At 40.7% G+C, this 17,097-nt stretch carries 18 protein-coding genes; 15 read left to right on the top strand and 3 right to left on the bottom strand.

The genetic code is table 11. The features are described 5' to 3' along the window. Window positions 1-5 precede the first annotated feature (5 nt). A complete protein-coding gene (locus tag ACVC7Q_RS02265) occupies window positions 6-188 on the bottom strand; it encodes a 4-oxalocrotonate tautomerase (RefSeq protein WP_001117401.1) in 183 nt (60 codons plus the stop codon). Window positions 189-302: 114 nt separating this feature from the next. Here ACVC7Q_RS02265 and ACVC7Q_RS02260 point away from each other — a divergent pair, with 114 nt between their 5' ends. The 10 genes from ACVC7Q_RS02260 to ACVC7Q_RS02215 all read left to right on the top strand — a co-directional run bounded on the left by ACVC7Q_RS02260 (window position 303) and on the right by ACVC7Q_RS02215 (window position 9,122). Further along, the gene (locus ACVC7Q_RS02260; protein WP_447264676.1) at window positions 303-887 is read left to right on the top strand and encodes a thymidine kinase; all 585 of its coding nucleotides are present in this window, start codon (window positions 303-305) and stop codon (window positions 885-887) included. Between the two features lie 21 nt (window positions 888-908). Continuing rightward, window positions 909-1,382, top strand: coding sequence for a GNAT family N-acetyltransferase (locus tag ACVC7Q_RS02255; protein WP_447265031.1), 474 nt, complete (start codon window positions 909-911; stop codon window positions 1,380-1,382). A gap of 15 nt (window positions 1,383-1,397) precedes the next feature. After that, window positions 1,398-2,477 (top strand): peptide chain release factor 1, encoded by a 1,080-nt coding sequence (gene prfA / locus ACVC7Q_RS02250; protein WP_003007273.1) that lies wholly within the window; start codon window positions 1,398-1,400, stop codon window positions 2,475-2,477. Next, window positions 2,477-3,307: a peptide chain release factor N(5)-glutamine methyltransferase gene (prmC, locus tag ACVC7Q_RS02245; RefSeq protein WP_447264675.1), complete on the top strand. Its 831-nt coding sequence runs from the start codon at window positions 2,477-2,479 to the stop codon at window positions 3,305-3,307. The genes prfA and prmC overlap by 1 nt, the downstream gene beginning before the upstream one ends. Continuing rightward, the gene (locus tag ACVC7Q_RS02240) at window positions 3,300-3,914 is read left to right on the top strand and encodes an L-threonylcarbamoyladenylate synthase (protein ID WP_447264674.1); all 615 of its coding nucleotides are present in this window, start codon (window positions 3,300-3,302) and stop codon (window positions 3,912-3,914) included. The genes prmC and ACVC7Q_RS02240 overlap by 8 nt, the downstream gene beginning before the upstream one ends. 35 nt (window positions 3,915-3,949) lie before the next feature. Continuing rightward, window positions 3,950-5,206 (top strand): serine hydroxymethyltransferase, encoded by a 1,257-nt coding sequence (gene glyA / locus ACVC7Q_RS02235; protein WP_447264673.1) that lies wholly within the window; start codon window positions 3,950-3,952, stop codon window positions 5,204-5,206. An 8-nt stretch (window positions 5,207-5,214) separates the two neighbouring features. Beyond that, window positions 5,215-6,189, top strand: coding sequence for a nucleoid-associated protein (locus ACVC7Q_RS02230; protein WP_447264672.1), 975 nt, complete (start codon window positions 5,215-5,217; stop codon window positions 6,187-6,189). Continuing rightward, on the top strand, window positions 6,189-6,791 hold the full coding sequence (locus ACVC7Q_RS02225; RefSeq protein ID WP_447264671.1) for a lysozyme family protein: 603 nt from the start codon (window positions 6,189-6,191) through the stop codon (window positions 6,789-6,791). The genes ACVC7Q_RS02230 and ACVC7Q_RS02225 overlap by 1 nt, the downstream gene beginning before the upstream one ends. A 357-nt stretch (window positions 6,792-7,148) precedes the next feature. Further along, window positions 7,149-7,943, top strand: coding sequence for an alpha/beta hydrolase (locus ACVC7Q_RS02220; protein WP_447265030.1), 795 nt, complete (start codon window positions 7,149-7,151; stop codon window positions 7,941-7,943). A 168-nt stretch (window positions 7,944-8,111) separates the two neighbouring features. Then, window positions 8,112-9,122: a DUF1002 domain-containing protein gene (locus tag ACVC7Q_RS02215; protein WP_447264670.1), complete on the top strand. Its 1,011-nt coding sequence runs from the start codon at window positions 8,112-8,114 to the stop codon at window positions 9,120-9,122. A 200-nt stretch (window positions 9,123-9,322) separates the two neighbouring features. Here ACVC7Q_RS02215 and ACVC7Q_RS02210 read toward each other — a convergent pair whose 3' ends face one another. Both ACVC7Q_RS02210 and guaA read right to left on the bottom strand, forming a co-directional pair. Next, window positions 9,323-9,958 carry a CPBP family glutamic-type intramembrane protease gene (locus tag ACVC7Q_RS02210; RefSeq protein ID WP_447264669.1) on the bottom strand — a complete coding sequence of 212 codons (636 nt, stop codon included), beginning with the start codon at window positions 9,956-9,958 and terminating at the stop codon, window positions 9,323-9,325. Window positions 9,959-10,180: 222 nt separating this feature from the next. Next, window positions 10,181-11,746, bottom strand: coding sequence for a glutamine-hydrolyzing GMP synthase (guaA, locus tag ACVC7Q_RS02205; protein WP_223324702.1), 1,566 nt, complete (start codon window positions 11,744-11,746; stop codon window positions 10,181-10,183). A gap of 128 nt (window positions 11,747-11,874) precedes the next feature. Here guaA and ACVC7Q_RS02200 point away from each other — a divergent pair, with 128 nt between their 5' ends. From ACVC7Q_RS02200 to ACVC7Q_RS02180, 5 genes are all read left to right on the top strand, one after another. Then, on the top strand, window positions 11,875-12,573 hold the full coding sequence (locus tag ACVC7Q_RS02200; protein ID WP_049514367.1) for a GntR family transcriptional regulator: 699 nt from the start codon (window positions 11,875-11,877) through the stop codon (window positions 12,571-12,573). A 236-nt stretch (window positions 12,574-12,809) separates the two neighbouring features. Then, on the top strand, window positions 12,810-14,087 hold the full coding sequence (locus ACVC7Q_RS02195) for a glycosyltransferase (RefSeq protein WP_447264668.1): 1,278 nt from the start codon (window positions 12,810-12,812) through the stop codon (window positions 14,085-14,087). Next, window positions 14,084-15,061 carry an NAD-dependent epimerase/dehydratase family protein gene (locus ACVC7Q_RS02190; RefSeq protein WP_447264667.1) on the top strand — a complete coding sequence of 326 codons (978 nt, stop codon included), beginning with the start codon at window positions 14,084-14,086 and terminating at the stop codon, window positions 15,059-15,061. Before ACVC7Q_RS02195 ends, ACVC7Q_RS02190 begins: the two co-directional genes overlap by 4 nt. Further along, window positions 15,036-15,863 (top strand): MBL fold metallo-hydrolase, encoded by an 828-nt coding sequence (locus ACVC7Q_RS02185; RefSeq protein WP_447264666.1) that lies wholly within the window; start codon window positions 15,036-15,038, stop codon window positions 15,861-15,863. Before ACVC7Q_RS02190 ends, ACVC7Q_RS02185 begins: the two co-directional genes overlap by 26 nt. Then, the gene (locus ACVC7Q_RS02180) at window positions 15,829-17,094 is read left to right on the top strand and encodes a F390 synthetase-related protein (RefSeq protein ID WP_447264665.1); all 1,266 of its coding nucleotides are present in this window, start codon (window positions 15,829-15,831) and stop codon (window positions 17,092-17,094) included. Before ACVC7Q_RS02185 ends, ACVC7Q_RS02180 begins: the two co-directional genes overlap by 35 nt. Window positions 17,095-17,097: the final 3 nt, after the last annotated feature.

Genomic DNA, 17,097 nt, shown 5'->3' with positions numbered 1-17,097 from the left:
AAATATTATTTGGTGCGCATTTCACCTTGAGGGAAGTAGGTTCCTTCAGGCATATCATTAATGATAACGTGAACAGCTGACTGAGGAGCGCCAGTATTACGGACAACAGCCTCCGTTACTTCTTTAGCGAGGGCTTTCTTTTGTTCCAAAGTGCGTCCTTCAAATAGATCAATTCGTACAAATGGCATGTGGCCACCTCCTAAATTTTTTATAGGACTATTTTATCACATTTTGGGATACAAAGGTTAGCAAAATTATGGTAAAATGATAATGAAACACATTTTAGAGAGAACAAAAGGAAAATGGCACAATTATATTATAAATATGGGACCATGAACTCTGGTAAAACCATTGAGATTTTGAAGGTGGCTCATAATTATGAAGAGCAAGGTAAGAGCGTCGTCATCATGACCTCAGCAATCGATACGCGTGATGGATTTGGAGTGGTTTCTAGCCGGATTGGTATGAAACGGGAAGCCGTTGCGATCGAAGAAGAAACTGATATCTTTGGCTTTATTAAAAACCAAGCAATCAAACCTTACTGTGTCTTAATCGATGAAGCTCAGTTTTTGAAACGCCACCATGTCTATGATCTGGCAAGAGTCGTGGATGAACTGGATGTGCCGGTGATGGCTTTTGGCCTCAAAAATGATTTTCGAAATGAACTCTTTGAAGGTTCTAAACACCTCCTCTTGTTAGCAGACAAGATCGAGGAAATCAAAACCATCTGCCAATACTGTTCCCGCAAGGCGACCATGGTCTTACGCACCCAAGCGGGCAAACCTGTCTACGACGGAGAGCAGATCCAGATTGGTGGACACGAGACCTATATCTCGGTTTGCCGCAAGCATTATTTTAATCCGGACATACCATCTGAAAGCGTCTAGAACGTTTTAGAGAGGATAATGATGCCTATTTGTTTAAAAGATATTACAATAGAAAATTATTTTGACGTTTTAAATCTAGAAGTTCATCCAAACCAAAGGAATTTTATTGCATCCAATTCCATTAGTTTAGCTGAAGCCTATGTATATGATAAAAATGGTGAATTTATAGCTCCCTTAGCAGTTTATGATAAGGAAGTATTAGTTGGTTTTGTTATGATTGCCTATGACCGGAAAATTGGGATCAGTAAGGGGAACTACTTGTTATTTCGTTTTATGATCGATAAACGATTTCAAGGTTTAGGCTATTTTAAACCGACTATGGATGCAGTCATTGACTTTGTTCGAACAGAGCCAGCTGGAAAAGCAACAAGTCTTTGGTTATCTTATGAACCGGAAAATAATCAAGCGAGATCTTGCTATCTCCATTATGGATTTAAAGAAACTGGCCAAGTCATAGAAGACGAAATTGTAGCAATCTATGATCTAACAACCTAGAATTAAGGAGCAAACATGAATATCTATGATCAACTACAAGCTGTAGAAGACCGTTATGAAGAGTTAGGGGAATTATTGAGTGACCCTGATGTGGTCTCTGATACCAAACGCTTTATGGAGCTTTCAAAAGAAGAGGCTTCCACTCGCGACACGGTGACAGCCTACAGAGAGTACAAGCAAGTGCTTCAAAATATCGTCGATGCTGAAGAAATGATCAAGGAAGCAGGCGGCGATGCAGATTTGGAAGAAATGGCCAAGCAAGAGCTCAAAGATGCCAAGGCTGAAAAGGAAGAGTACGAAGAAAAACTGAAGATCTTACTTCTTCCAAAAGATCCAAACGATGACAAGAACATTATCTTGGAAATCCGTGGGGCAGCAGGAGGAGACGAAGCACAGTTGTTTGCTGGCGACCTCTTGCAGATGTACCAAAAATATGCGGAAAGCCAAGGTTGGCGCTTTGAGGTCATGGAAGCCTCTTACAATGGCGTTGGCGGGATCAAAGAAGTAGTGGCCATGGTTTCTGGTCAATCTGTCTACTCGAAACTCAAGTATGAATCTGGTGCCCACCGGGTACAACGGGTCCCTGTGACGGAAAGCCAAGGTCGTGTCCATACCTCTACAGCAACCGTTCTGGTCATGCCAGAAATCGAAGAAGTTGAATACGACATTGATCCAAAAGACCTTCGGATTGACATTTACCACGCATCTGGTGCGGGTGGACAAAACGTCAACAAGGTTGCAACAGCCGTTCGTATCGTCCACTTGCCAACCAATATCAAGGTAGAGATGCAGGAAGAACGGACCCAACAGAAGAACCGTGAAAAAGCCATGAAGATCATCCGTGCGCGTGTGGCTGACCACTTTGCTCAGATCGCCCAAGATGAGCAAGACGCTGAGCGGAAGTCAACTATCGGTACTGGTGATCGTTCAGAGCGGATCCGGACTTATAACTTCCCTCAAAACCGTGTGACCGATCACCGGATTGGCTTGACCCTTCAAAAACTGGATACTATCTTATCTGGTAAATTAGATGAAGTGGTCGATGCTTTGGTCTTGTATGATCAAACACAAAAACTAGAAGAGTTGAATAAATAATGTTGTTGGGACCATTATTAGCCCAGTATGAAGAAGAATTAATAGCCGTTGGAGAGGAAGCAGAAAGCCTCTCCTTCGCGTATCGTGCTTTAAAAAATTGGACCTTTACAGACTTTGTCCTTGCCTTGCAAAAAGAAGTTGAAGTAGAGGATCAGGACTTGCTCCTATCCATCTTTGAGCAGTTGAAACATCATGTTCCTGCCCAATATATTGTTGGCAGCGCCGAATTCTGTGGCCATACTTTTACAGTTGATAAGCGCGTGCTAATTCCTAGACCTGAAACGGAAGAATTAGTTGCACTCATTCTTGAAGAAAACGACGGGGAATCCCTACGAGTTCTGGATATCGGAACAGGAAGTGGTGCTATTGCGATTAGCTTAGCGCTCGCTAGACCTAACTGGCAGATTCAAGCTAGTGATGTGTCAGAAAAGGCTTTGGAGCTTGCTCATGAAAATGCCCAGCAGTTAGAAGCAGTCGTTTCCTTTAAGTCTTCAGATGTACTAGATGATCTAGAAGGTCCATACGACCTGATTGTGTCCAATCCACCCTATATCTCGCGTGATGATCTAGAAGAAGTAGGAGTCAATGTATTAGCCTCTGAACCTCACTTAGCTCTCTTTGCAGACCGTGATGGATATGCTATCTACGAAAAGATTGCCCAGCAAGCACCGAGTGTATTAACACCAGAAGGAAAGATCTATCTAGAAATTGGCTATAAGCAAGGAGCCAAAGTAAAAGAGCTCTTTCGAGAAGCGTTTCCTGACAAACGAGTTCGAGTTCTGAAAGACCAATTTGGACAAGAAAGAATGGTAGTAGTAGACAATGGATAACATTGAGAAAGAATTAGAAGCAGGCCGTGCGGTTATTCTGCCAACTGAAACAGTCTATGGTATTTTCGCTAAAGCTTTGGACCAAGAGGCAGTTGATTATATTTACGAATTAAAACGTAGACCTAGAGACAAGGCTCTGAATTTAAATGTAGCCGATGAAAAAACGATTCGAATTTATTCGAAAAATCAACCCAGCTATTTAACAAAACTAATTCATTCATTTTTACCTGGGCCTCTAACTATTATTCTTCAAGCGAATGAAAAGGTACCTAACTGGATTCATTCAGGATTGGATACAGTTGGTTTCCGTATACCGGCTCACCCAAAGACATTGGATTTAATTCGTAAATACGGCCCTTTGGTTGGTCCCTCGGCCAATCTTTCAGGTCATGCAAGTGGAACAAAGTATGAAACAATTGTAAAAGAATTTGATCAGGTAATTCCTGGCTTTGAGGACGATGCTTTCCTTACTGGCCAAGATTCAACCATCTTGGACATTTCTGGTTCCAAAGCAAGGATTTTGCGCCAAGGTTCGATTACGAAAGATGATTTGCTTGCACAAGTACCCGAGCTTTCTTTTGAGGAAGATGACCTTCCTCTGTCATAATGTATATAAAAAATTATTTAATAAGGAGTAGACGGATGATTTTTGATAAAGAAGATTACAAAGCCTATGATGCAGACCTATGGAATGCTATTTCCAAAGAAGAGGAACGCCAACAAAACAATATCGAGTTGATTGCTTCTGAAAATGTCGTCTCTAAGGCGGTTATGGCAGCGCAAGGGTCTATTCTGACCAATAAATATGCAGAAGGTTATCCAGGTCGCCGTTACTACGGTGGGACTGATGTTGTAGACATCGTTGAAAGCCTGGCAATTGAACGTGCTAAGGAAATCTTTGGGGCTAAGTTTGCTAACGTTCAACCGCATTCAGGAAGTCAGGCTAACTGTGCTGCCTATATGGCCTTGATTGAACCTGGTGACACTGTCATGGGGATGGATCTAGCTGCCGGTGGGCATTTGACGCACGGAGCTTCTGTGAGCTTCTCTGGTCAAACTTATAACTTTGTGTCCTATAGTGTAGATCCGGAAACAGAACTCTTGGATTTTGACGCCATCTTAAAACAAGCTCAAGAAGTCAAACCAAAACTCATTGTTGCTGGTGCCTCAGCCTACTCTCACATTATTGATTTCTCAAAATTCCGTGAAATTGCAGATGCAGTAGGAGCTAAGCTCATGGTTGATATGGCCCATATTGCTGGTCTAGTTGCAGCAGGTCTTCACCCAAGTCCAGTTCCTTATGCCCATATCACGACAACAACCACTCACAAGACCCTTCGTGGTCCTCGTGGTGGCTTGATCTTGACTAATGACGAGGAGTTAGCTAAGAAAATTAACTCTGCCATCTTCCCTGGTATTCAAGGAGGACCACTAGAGCATGTCGTTGCAGCTAAAGCTGTTGCTTTCAAAGAAGCGCTTGACCCTGCCTTTAAAGAGTATGCCACTAACGTGATTAAGAATAGTCAGGCTATGGCTGATGTCTTCTTGCAAGATCCTGATTTCCGTGTCATTTCAGGCGGAACTGAGAACCACCTTTTCCTTGTCGATGTGACTAAAGTCGTTGAAAATGGGAAAGTGGCGCAAAACTTACTGGACGAGGTCAACATTACCCTCAACAAAAACTCTATTCCTTATGAAACCTTGTCTCCATTTAAGACCAGTGGGATTCGGATTGGTGCAGCAGCCATCACTGCTCGCGGTTTTGGTGAAAAAGAAAGTCGCACCGTTGCTGAACTCATGATCAAAGCGCTGAAGAATGCAGACAAGCAAGAAGTATTAGACGAGGTTCGTAGCCAAGTCAAAACCCTGACAGACGCCTTTCCACTTTATGAGGATTAAACTATCTTATGGATATTTACGTAAAGAAAGCCATCATTCATCAATTCAGTCCAGATGATACCGATCTCTATCTGGCAGATAAATTCCTCAATATCACGCCTAAAATTGAGGAATACTTGCGCAAGAAGATTGAGCGCGTTTATTCCGATGAAGCCAGGACCGGTATTTTCGAAGAGGACAATCCTTTTCTTGAGATGATTTCAGATGATCTTTTAGAAACTTCGGTCGCGGTAGCGAATCGCTGGAAGGAAGAATTTGTCGTCTCTGAGAATCAAAAAACCAACGATTTAGTATTCGTCCAATTCTCGAAAGAAGGAGTGGAGCATTTTGCCTTTCTTCGAATCGCTTTACGAGAAACCTTGACCCATCTTGGCGGTGAAGTGGACAATCCGATCAAGCTGACGCAAAACAATCTACCTGGTTTTGGTACTGGTGCTGACGAAGCCTTGGTCATTAATCTTCAAAGTCGCAAATACCACTTGATTGAAAAACGGATCAAGTATAACGGGACCTTCTTGAATTATTTTTCCGAGAATCTTTTGCAGGTGCAACCCAAGATTTCTCCTAAAAAATCGATCAAGGCTCTAGAAAAAACAGCCCAGAAGATTGCGGAAAGCTTTAACACAGATGATTTTCGATTTCAATCAAAGGTTAAATCAGCTATTTTCAATCATATCGAGGAAGAAAATAAACTCTCTCCAGAGAAATTAGCAGATGATCTCTTTGACGATAATTTGACAGCTCGCCTCAGTTTTATTGACCAAGTCAAAGAAGCGGTACCTGAACCTGTCACTTTTGAAGAAATTGATGCAAGTCGCCAGTTGAAGAAGTTTGAAAATCAGAAATTGTCATTGTCAAATGGAATTGAACTGATCGTTCCGAATAATGTCTATGAAGATGCAGAATCTGTTGAATTTATTCTAAACGAGAACGGGACCTATTCTATTCTGATCAAAAATATTGAGGATATACAGAGTAAATAATGATTAAACGCATAGTGAAGATCTTCTTATTCATCTTACTTATATTTGGAATCTACAAGGGGATCCAGATCCACCATGATGTCAAACAAGTCATGCAGTATCGCTCTCTGGTTAGAGAAGTCCTTGCTGAGGAGGATACCACAGCCAATGAAAACCTCATTCTGGCTATGATCTATACAGAGACCAAAGGTCGAGAGGACGATGTCATGCAGGCTAGCGAGAGTGCAAGTGGTGAGACCAATACCATTAGTGATAATAAGGCCAGCATTCGCCAAGGTATTCAGACTCTTTCAGATGAGTTAAAAGAAGCCAAGAAAAAAAGGGTTGATAGCTGGACAGCCGTTCAAGCCTATAATTTCGGGAAAGATTACATTGATTATGTAGCTAAACACGGTGGAACAAATTCCCTAGAGTTGGCCCGAGCTTATTCGCGGGATGTGGTAGCTCCGAGTCTTGGCAATGTAACCGGTGAAACTTATCTTTACCTCCATCCTATCTCTCTTTTAAACGGGATGGAACTCTACATTAATGGGGGTAACATTTATTACTCTCGTTTAGTAGAAACCAATATGACAATTATGAAGTTATTTTCATGGTTTTAATCAAACAAGTCAGAGAGTGTGGGACAGAAATCGGTCATTCGTTAGAATTTGATTTCGTCGTCCCACCTCCGCACAGTTGAGTAGGGCTGTAAAAGCTGATGAATTCAGCGTAGTAGAGCCCACTCAACCACTGCGTCTTGCTCGACAATCCAAAGACAATTGAGAGGCTAGGACTTTTATCCCAGCCTCTCTTATAATCTATAAATCTTTTTGTGTATTTTGGCTCTTTCATTCTCAATCTTTTGAAATCATTAAATAGCTATGATAAAATACTAGTTAGTTTTAAATTATCTTGAGGAGTTCCTATTGAACAAAAAATCATTCTACGGGCTGCTTTTGGGGTTGATTCTCCTATGTATCGCTTTTTGGGGGAAGTCTCAACAAAAAACGCAGTTGGACCACACTAATTACCTACAAAATACTCGTCCTACCTTATTTTTTCATGGTTATGGCTCGAGTGCCAATGCAGAAAAACACATGACAGATGCGGCAAAAAAAGCAGGGGTTACAGAGACCGTCATTACTGCAAACGTGGCTACCGATGGACAAGTAAAGCTGACAGGGACCATTCCCAAAGGTGCGGTCAATCCAATTATCAAAGTGGAATATCAAAACAATCGCACGCCCGATCCAAAAGTCATCAGCCATTATGCCTATCAGGTAGTTAAAAAACTTCAAGATACCTACCATTTTAAAGAGATGAACGTCGTCGCTCATTCTATGGGAAATATGTCCGTCTTATATTATCTTCTGGAACATGGAAGTGATGAGAATTTGCCAAAAATTGTCAAGCAGGTCGCCATTGCCAACCATGTCGCTGGACTCGAAGGGATGAATTTACCCCAAGGTTTGGTTCTAGATTCACAAACAGGTAAGCCTTCATCAATGAATGAGCAGTACCAACAGCTTTTAGCTCTTCGGGAAGTCTATCCAGAAAATCAGATCGATGTACTGAATATCTATGGAGATATCGGAGGAGAAACTGATGGATCGGTTCTCAATATTTCTTCAAAAGCCCTTCGTTACCTAGTAGCAGAACGTGCAAAAAGCTACCGTGAAGAACAGATTGATGGCAAAGGGGCTCAGCACAGCCAACTTCATGAAAATCCAATAGTAGATAAGTTGTTGATCCAGTTTCTTTGGGGAAAATAAATATGTCATCCTTTCTTAAAAGAAATGTAAGCTTCTTTTAAGAAAGAAACGATATAATAAACATTGAAGTGAATAACTCTTTTATTGGCTTCTTTTTTTCATCTCTAGTCAGGTGGAATAGTCGATAAAATCTACTCAGCGTGGATATGAGATAGAAAGAAGAGAGAAATGAAATTTAGAAAAATTGCTTTATTTGTAGCGTCGACAGTTGCCCTCTTTAGTGGAATTCCACATGTTTCTGCAGATACTAATGTCCAGAAAGTCATTGATGAAACTTATGTCAAGCCAGACTATGTTTTGGGTTATTCTCTTGACCAAAGTCAAATTGAGCAAACCTTGAGTTTACTGAACTACGATAGTTCAAAAGACAAAGAAGAGTGGAAGACCATGACACCAGAGGTTTACTCTTCGATTATGAACGTTGCTAACGATGATAGTCTAGAACTCTATTCCTCCGTTAAAATTCAAAAATTAGGTAAGAATAAGGCTCTAGAAGTGAATATCGTAACGCCTCAAAACATCACCAAGGTTACCGCAGATATGTATCGTAATGCAGCCGTTACACTTGGATTGGAGCATGCTCAAATTACAGTCGCATCTCCTGTCCAAGTAACAGGTGAAAGTGCCTTAGCTGGTATCTATTACTCGCTTGAGAAAAATGGCGCCAAAGTTTCTCAAGAAAGCAAAGATCTGGCTCAAGAAGAGTTAAAGACTCTATCCGGGATCAACGAGGAAAACGCTGGCAAGAAAAACTTCGATGCAGATAAGTTAAACGTCGCTTTGACCGATATTAAAACAGCAGTAGCCAATGCCAAACAGAACAACCAGGATTTGAGTAAGGATGATATCCGGAAAATCGTCGAAGAAACGCTGAAAAATTATAAGCTAGATACAACTGTGACAGGTAACCAGATCAATTTGATCGTGAATTTCGCAGTGAACCTCTCAAAGAGTAGCGTCATCAGTAGTAAAAACTTTACCAAAACGTTGACGGATTTGAAAGATAGTATCGTAGACAAGGCTGGCGATACCTTTAACAATATCAATCTCAATTTTGATACTAATGCTATTTTAAAAGACAGTGGTAATTTCTTTACAAATGTGTGGAATGCCATAGCCGGCTTCTTCGGATCTATCTGGGATATGATTGTTAAATTCTTTAGTGGTTTGGTTGGTTAAGTAAAAAAGAAAGCACCCCTGACAACCTGAAAAAAGATTATGTTCCTTTTGGGGAAAGCAATATAAAGTTCTATAATGGTAGCATTGGAGCCAAAATTCCACCGAATATAAAAAAGGCACAGAAAAAGCACATAGCTGAAAGATTTTACAATCTTAAAGTTATGTGCTTTAACAATGTAAATATTGTTTTGTGCAGATAATCAATGCAATAGATAATCACATATTTTAATAACAGCAATTCCATTTATAACAAAATTACATATAAAATGTGACGTCATTGTAACATAGATGTTTTTGGTTTTAATGTAAGAAACGCTTAAGGGCAAAGCCCATATCATGCATAAGAAAACTCCCCAAATTGAAAATGTGTGTTCTAAAGCATATGCAAACATGCTAAACAAGGTTGTCAAAATTAACATTTTCCCATTTTTAAAAGATATAAGGTTCTTTCTATAAAACACTTCTTCTACGATTGGTGGCAACATTATTGTAGATGCTGCAAATAGAATAAGTTTTAACCAATTATCCGCTTTCAAATGAATCATTTCCGTACTAAGATATGGGAACATATTTTCTAAGATATTTGTAAATACGAAAGCAAGACAAAAGAATAATATCGTCAATATAACCTGTTTCCAAAAAGCAATTCCCCCTTTTACAGAAGCTATCCACTCTTTGATTGAAAAATCCTTTCCTAACCAGAAATATATTGCTAAAATTATATAAAACAAAAAATTGATGTATATATAATATCCTTGAAATAGCAAGCATGCTAGTACAAACAGCACTTCAGCAATAATTGGAAAGATATTTATTTTGATATAATTATTGTCCATCTGATCTGCCCAGTTTCCCTTTTACACTATTTCCACAAAAGCCTTCCACCATATCAGTGGAAGGCTTTTTAAACAATTCAGCTACATTCAACAACTTCCTTTTGAACGTACTATTTCAACTTTTTAGTATCAAAATAGTATCACTCAAGAGTGTTTTGCACCATTTAATCACTAAAACCCACTGTTTTCAATGGTTTTATAGCAGCGACATATTTGCTTATGTTATTCCCACTCTACAGTTGCAGGTGGTTTACTTGTGATATCGTAGACGATGCGGTTGACGTGGTCAACTTCGTTTACGATACGGACAGAGATTTTTTGAAGAACTTCCCATGGAATCTTAGCGAAGTCAGCTGTCATTCCATCGATCGAAGTGATAGCACGGATAGCGATGGTATAGTCGTAAGTACGGCCATCTCCCATCACACCGACAGAACGAACACCAGTATTAACAGTGAAGTATTGCCAGATATCGCGGTCGAGGCCAGCCTTAGCGATTTCTTCACGAAGGATAGCGTCTGATTCGCGAACTGTTTCAAGTTTTTCTTCAGTGATTTCACCCATAACACGGATAGCAAGACCTGGACCTGGGAATGGTTGGCGCCATACGATGTGGTCTGGCATGCCAAGTTCAGTACCGAGGGCACGAACTTCATCTTTGTAAAGAGTGTTAAGTGGCTCGATCAGTTCAAACTGCATATCTTCTGGAAGTCCACCAACATTGTGGTGAGACTTGATGGTTTGAGCAGTATCCGTACCAGACTCGATCACGTCAGTGTATAGTGTTCCTTGCGCTAAGAATTTTACATCTTTTAGCTTGCTTGCTTCGTCATCAAAGACATAAACAAATTCGTTCCCAATGATCTTGCGTTTTTGTTCTGGATCAGACACACCAGCTAATTTATCAAGGAAACGTTTAGCAGCATCTGCTTTGACAATGTTCAAACCAAACTTCCCACCAAGCATCTCCATAACTTGGTCAGCTTCCCCTTTACGAAGAAGACCGTGGTCTACAAATATACAGATCAATTGATCGCCAATTGCTTTTTGAAGGAGAACCCCAACAACGGAAGAGTCAACACCACCTGAAAGACCAAGAAGGACACGTTTGTCTCCGACGGTTTCACGGATTTTTTTGATCTGCATGTCGATGAAGTTGTCCATGGTCCAGTCACCTTTAGCCCCACAGATGTTCAAGGCAAAGTTACGCAAGATGTCATAACCGTGAACAGAGTGACGAACTTCAGGGTGGAATTGGATTCCGTAGATTTTCTTATCAGGATTTTCAATGGATGCAAATGGACAGTCAGCAGAAGTACCAGTGCGGATAAAGTCAGCCGGAATTTCTGTAACAGCATCCCCGTGGCTCATCAAGACCAATTGTTTGTCTGGCGTGTCTGCAAAAAGAGCAGAAGATTCTGTCAAGCTGAGTTCAGATTGACCATATTCACGGTTACCAGCGTCACCTGCTGGAACGACCTTCCCACCCAATTTATGGGTCAACAATTGCATTCCGTAACAGATTCCAAGGATTGGAATACCGAGTTCGAAAATTTCAGGATCGATATCAAAAGAACCTTCCTCGTATACAGAGTTTGGTCCGCCTGAAAGAACGATCCCAACTGGATTGATTGCACGAACTTCATCAGCAGAAATCTTATGGCTCTTCAATTCTGAGAAGACACCAATTTCACGAATTCGACGTGAAATAAGCTGATTGTACTGGCTACCGTAGTCAAGCACGATGATTTTTTCAACATCATGCAAATCAGTTGATAGGTTTGTCATCTTATCCCCTTCTTATAGAAATTTACTTTCCTCTATTCTAACACAAATGCCTTGTCTTTACCAATCTCTGATTGAAGAATTGGGAATTTTACGCTACAATAGAGGTAACACAGAGAAAGAGCAATATTATGATTCCAGCTTATATTCAAATTCATGATCAGATTAAATCTGAGATTGATCAAAAAATATGGAAAATTGGAGAGCGGCTTCCCAGTGAACGCGATCTAGCTGAAAAATTCCAGGTCAGTCGGATGACTCTTAGGCAGGCCATTACCCTTCTAGTTGAAGAAGGAGTACTTGAAAGACGGGTAGGAAGTGGTACCTTTATCACTAGCACGCGCGTCCAAGAAAAAATGCGCGGAACAACCAGTTTTACTGAGATTATGAAATCGCAAGGTAAGGAACCTTCTAGTCAAGTGATTTCTTACCGTAAAACCATTCCTAGCCTCCAAGAAGTGGATAAATTAGGCATCGATAAGACAGACACCATCATTCGGATGGAGCGGGTCCGATATGCGGATGGGATCCCTGTCGTTTATGAAGTGGCTTCCATTCCAGAGAAATTTATTAAGAATTTCAATCGCGAAGAGGTGACCAGTCATTTCTTCCAAACCTTGGAGCGTCATGGCTATAAGATTGGAAAATCGCATCAGACCATCTATGCGCGATTAGCCAAGGATAAGATTGCGGACTATTTACAGATTTCAAAAGGACAAGCTATTTTAGGATTGACACAGGTTTCTTATTTTGAAGACGGGACTGCTTTTGAGTATGTGAAAAGCCAGTATGTAGGGGAACGTTTCGAATTTTATTTGGAAAACAATTAAACCAACAATGAACAGAAATAAAAAACTCTTCAAATGTCCAAGGCATATTATCAGGGCATTTGGGAGCTTTTTTAGTGAGAAGTCATTCTTTCTATATAGTGATAGTGTGGTCAAAAATAAAAGATTTAAAAAAATTTAAAAAAATTTTTATTTTTTTCTCCAATTTTTGATTTTTTTTACGAATTAATAGATAGAAGCTAGTTTTAGATCTAAAAAAAGATATAAGGCAGGAAAAAATGAAAAAAATTAAAATTGATGTGGTAGCTGTTCCCTTGAGTGGGCATCTGTATCCAACTTTAAATCTGGTCAAACCCTTATTGGATGATCCAACCATGGAAATTCGGGTTTTCACGGGTCCTCAGAAAAAAGCCGTTGCAGAAAGTCTCGGCTTCACGGTTGTTCCTATTCTAGAGGACAAAGTAGAAGAGTTTGAACGTGCGGCGAATAACGATAAGAAACTCAATCTATTTTCAGCTTATCGGCAATTGTCCAAGAGTCTCGATTTGATTAATCATGTATCGGATCAATTGCTAGAGGAGTGGCGCGTAAATCGTCCAGATATTGTAATTGCAGATTTTATTACCCTATCAGCTGGCTTTGTAGCTGAAGAGCTGGAAATCCCTTGGATTACCACCATGGCAACACAATTTGCGATCGAGACTCCATATGGTCCACCATGCTTCTTTGGAGGGATGGGGGTCGCACGAACCAAAAAAGAAGAGAAGATCCAAGCACTATGTCGTAAACTCACGCGCATTGGAAAATACTGTGGGGCTTTCCTCTTACGCAAACGCTTAAAACGTTACAATTTTAAGTTATACAATCAAAATGGAGTGGAGACGATCTACTCACCTTATGCCATCTTTGGAATTGGTATGATGGAGCTGGAATTGAAAACACATTTCCCTCATCAATATGCTTGGCTTGGCCCTTTGGGGACTTCTCTTGAAAAAGCAGAAGATTATCCTTTGGATCTCAGCCCTTATGAAGACAAAAAGAAGATTCTCGTGACTTGTGGGACTCAGTTGCCGTGGGCAAAAGAAAATTTGCTCCATCAAACCGAGCAGTTAGCCAAAGAGCATCCAGAATGCCACTTTTTTGTCACACTAGGAGATGGAGCAAAAGAATTTTCTAAAGAAGAAGTGGCTTCAAATGTGACTCTCGTAACTTATCTCCCTTACAAAGAATACATACCGCAAATGGACTATGTGGTTCACCATGGAGGGGCTGGAATCTTTTATCAGTGCATCGAATTTAAGAAACCAGCCTTGATCTTGCCGCATGATTATGACCAATTTGACTATGCCATTCGAGGAGTAGAAGCAGGGATTGCTTTTCAAGCTCATCGAAATCGCACTGAAGAAATTCAAGCAGGTTTTAACGCCCTTTTAGAAAAAGAATCTTGGGAAGAGTTGGCGAGACTAAACAAACTATCAAAAACCTACAAACCGTTGGATACCTTAGAGTTTGAAATTCAACGATTGTTAAGACGTGGAACGGATGGGAAACTATGAAAATTCTTGTAACAGGTGCGACTGGCTTCCTTGGAAAATATGTGATTGAGGAGTTATTGGATCACGACTATTCCATTGTAGCCTTTGGTCGAAATGAAAAAGTTGGGAAGGCTCTGGAAAGTGAGCACGTTCAATTTGTTAAAGGAGATTTGAGCGCTAGTGAGGAACTAAGACAAGCTTTTCAGGAAGTTGATGCTGTTGTTCATGCAGGAGCCTTGTCCACTGCTTGGGGACCTTGGAAAGATTTCTATCAGGCAAATGTCATCGGTACCCAAAATGTCCTTAACTTGTGTCGTGAATTTGCGGTAAAACGCTTGGTGTATGTTTCTTCTCCCAGTATTTATGCAGCTGGAAAAGACCAACTCGATATTAAGGAAAGTGATGCTCCAAAAGAAAACCACCTCAACAATTACATCCGAAGCAAATTGGCTTCTGAAAAACTTTTTTCTGACTATCCAGATGTGCCAAGTATCATCTTGCGTCCAAGAGGATTATTTGGCGTAGGGGATACCAGTATTTTACCTCGTGTCTTACGTCTCAGTCGGAAAATTGGGATTCCGTTGATTCGAGGGGGAGAGCAGCTCATGGATATGACCTGTGTGGAAAATGTTGCCCTCGCCATTCGTTTGGCTTTGGAAGCAAAGGAGGCAAACGGACAGGTTTATAATATTACAAATGGAGAGCCAAAGACCTTTAAGTATTTGATTGAAACAACATTAAAAGGATTAGGAGAACCCATCCGTTATCGGGACATTCCAACAGGTCTAATAGCAGCTATGGCGTACAGTTTTGAAGGGGTGTATCGATTATTTCATATGAAAGCTGAACCCCCGTTGACGCGCTATACCTATTATCTCCTTCGCTATAGCCAAACTCTCGATATAAAAAAAGCCCAAACAGAACTTGGCTACTATCCAAAAATGACCATTGAAGAAGGGATTGACAAGTATGTCCAACATGATCAAGCACATTGATTATTTTCCAGCAGGTTATTGTAGTAGTCATTCTGGACTCTTATTTAAAGGGATTCCAAACGAAAAGATGCAATTTCCAGCAGGTGTCTTTTTGATTCATCATCGTGAAAAAGGCTATATTTTGTACGATACTGGCTATCATTATGAGATCAAGAAAAAAGCACGGTATTTCTGGTACCGTCTAGCAACGCCCATGCAGATGAAAAAAGAAGACCAGATTGACTATTTATTACAAGAGCGTGAAATTGATCCAGCAGCCATTTCCTATGTGATTCTTTCGCATTTGCACCCTGATCATCTGGGCGGAGCAGCTCTTTTTCCAAATGCTCATTTCTTTGTCACTCAGGAAGTCTACGATGTGTACCAAAAGCCAAAATTCAAAGATCTAATTTTTAAAGAGTTTCTTCCAGCTGATTTCAAAGATCGGGTGACTTGTCTCAAAGCGGATCAAACGCACCCTGCTTTCCCTTACCGCCCGACTACGGACCTATTTGGGGATGGGAGCATTCTTGTATCGTCTATTGATGGGCACGCAAAAGGCCAAGGCTGTCTTTATCTGGATGAGCTCAAGCTCTTTATTGGAGCAGATCTTTCTTGGGGAGTGGATCTCTTGCCTTACACGCGAAATATGCGTCTCATTCCTTCCCTCGTGCAGGACAATAAGAAGGCCTATCTCCAGGGAGCAGAGTTGCTAGAGAAACTTTTACAAGAGGGCATTCAAGTTGTGGTCAGCCACGACCCACAAGAACGGATTGAAAGGATTTTAAATGAAAAAAACAGTCTTTCTGAAAACCTTTATTGAAACTAGATGGTGCCATCGATTCCGTTCAAAGGAAACCTTAGAAAAGTACCAAAAAAAGCAATTGGCTCGCTACCATGCTTTTATCACTTCTCACTCCCCCTATTTTCAAACCCATTCTCCTGAAGCCTTCGGGACTATGGATAAGAATTTCATGATGACGCATTTCAATGAACTCAATACCCTAGGGGTAGATCGTGATCAGGCATTAGAGATGGCCATACGTGGAGAACAAACACGAGATTTCACCGAGATGAATGGAGAAGTAGCAGTAGGCTTGTCCTCTGGAACTTCCGGCCACCGAGGAGTCTTTGTCACCACAGAAAAAGAAAGAAGTATGTGGGCCGCGGCTATCTTAGCTAAAATGCTCCCCAAAGGAAATCTGTTTGGTCATCGCATTGCCTTTTTCTTACGAGCGGATAATGAACTCTATCAAACCATCAATTCGTCCCTTATTCGATTAGAGTATTTTGATATTTTCAAGGATAGCAAGGAGCATATAGAGCGTCTCAAAGAATATCAACCAACTATTGTAGTGGCGCCAGCCTCCACCTTGATTGAGTTAGCCAACTATATTACTCATCAGCAACTTGTGATTCAACCTATCAAGGTTGTCTCTGTCGCAGAGATCCTAGAGGATAGAGACGCTCAGACAATTGCTAAAGCCTTTCACTTAGACAAGGTTGATCAGGTCTACCAAGCGACAGAGGGGTTTCTGGCTTGTACTTGTTCGGAAGGCAATCTTCACCTCAACGAAGATATTTTGTATGTCGAAAAAGAGTATCTTGATGATAACCGCTTTTATCCGATTATTACAGATTTTAAACGAACGAGTCAACCCATCTATCGCTACCGACTCAATGATATTTTGGTAGAAGAAAAATCCCCTTGCCCTTGCGGATCCGTCTTTACTCGAATCGCAAAGGTCGAAGGACGATCGGATGATATCTTCTATTTCAAAAAAGAAGATGGAAGCAACCAAACCATCTATCCAGATTTTATTCGCCGGTGCATTTTATTCGTCGAAAATATTCAGGACTATCAAGTGACTCAGTTGGCGGATGGATCGATTACCATCGCCTTGAGTCATCGTTCCGAGTTTATTGAGAAAGCGATCTTTGCCCAATTTGAACTCTTGGCTCAACAAAAACAATTCATCCTCCCACGTATTCAATTTATCGATTACCAATGGGACCCAACACGTAAATTAAAACGTGTTCAACGACTTCAATAAAAG

It is taken from the genome of Streptococcus sp. W151 (assembly GCF_053010205.1).
Note: the sequence above shows the minus strand (reverse complement) of the source record. Positions and strands in the feature narration are given on the sequence as shown.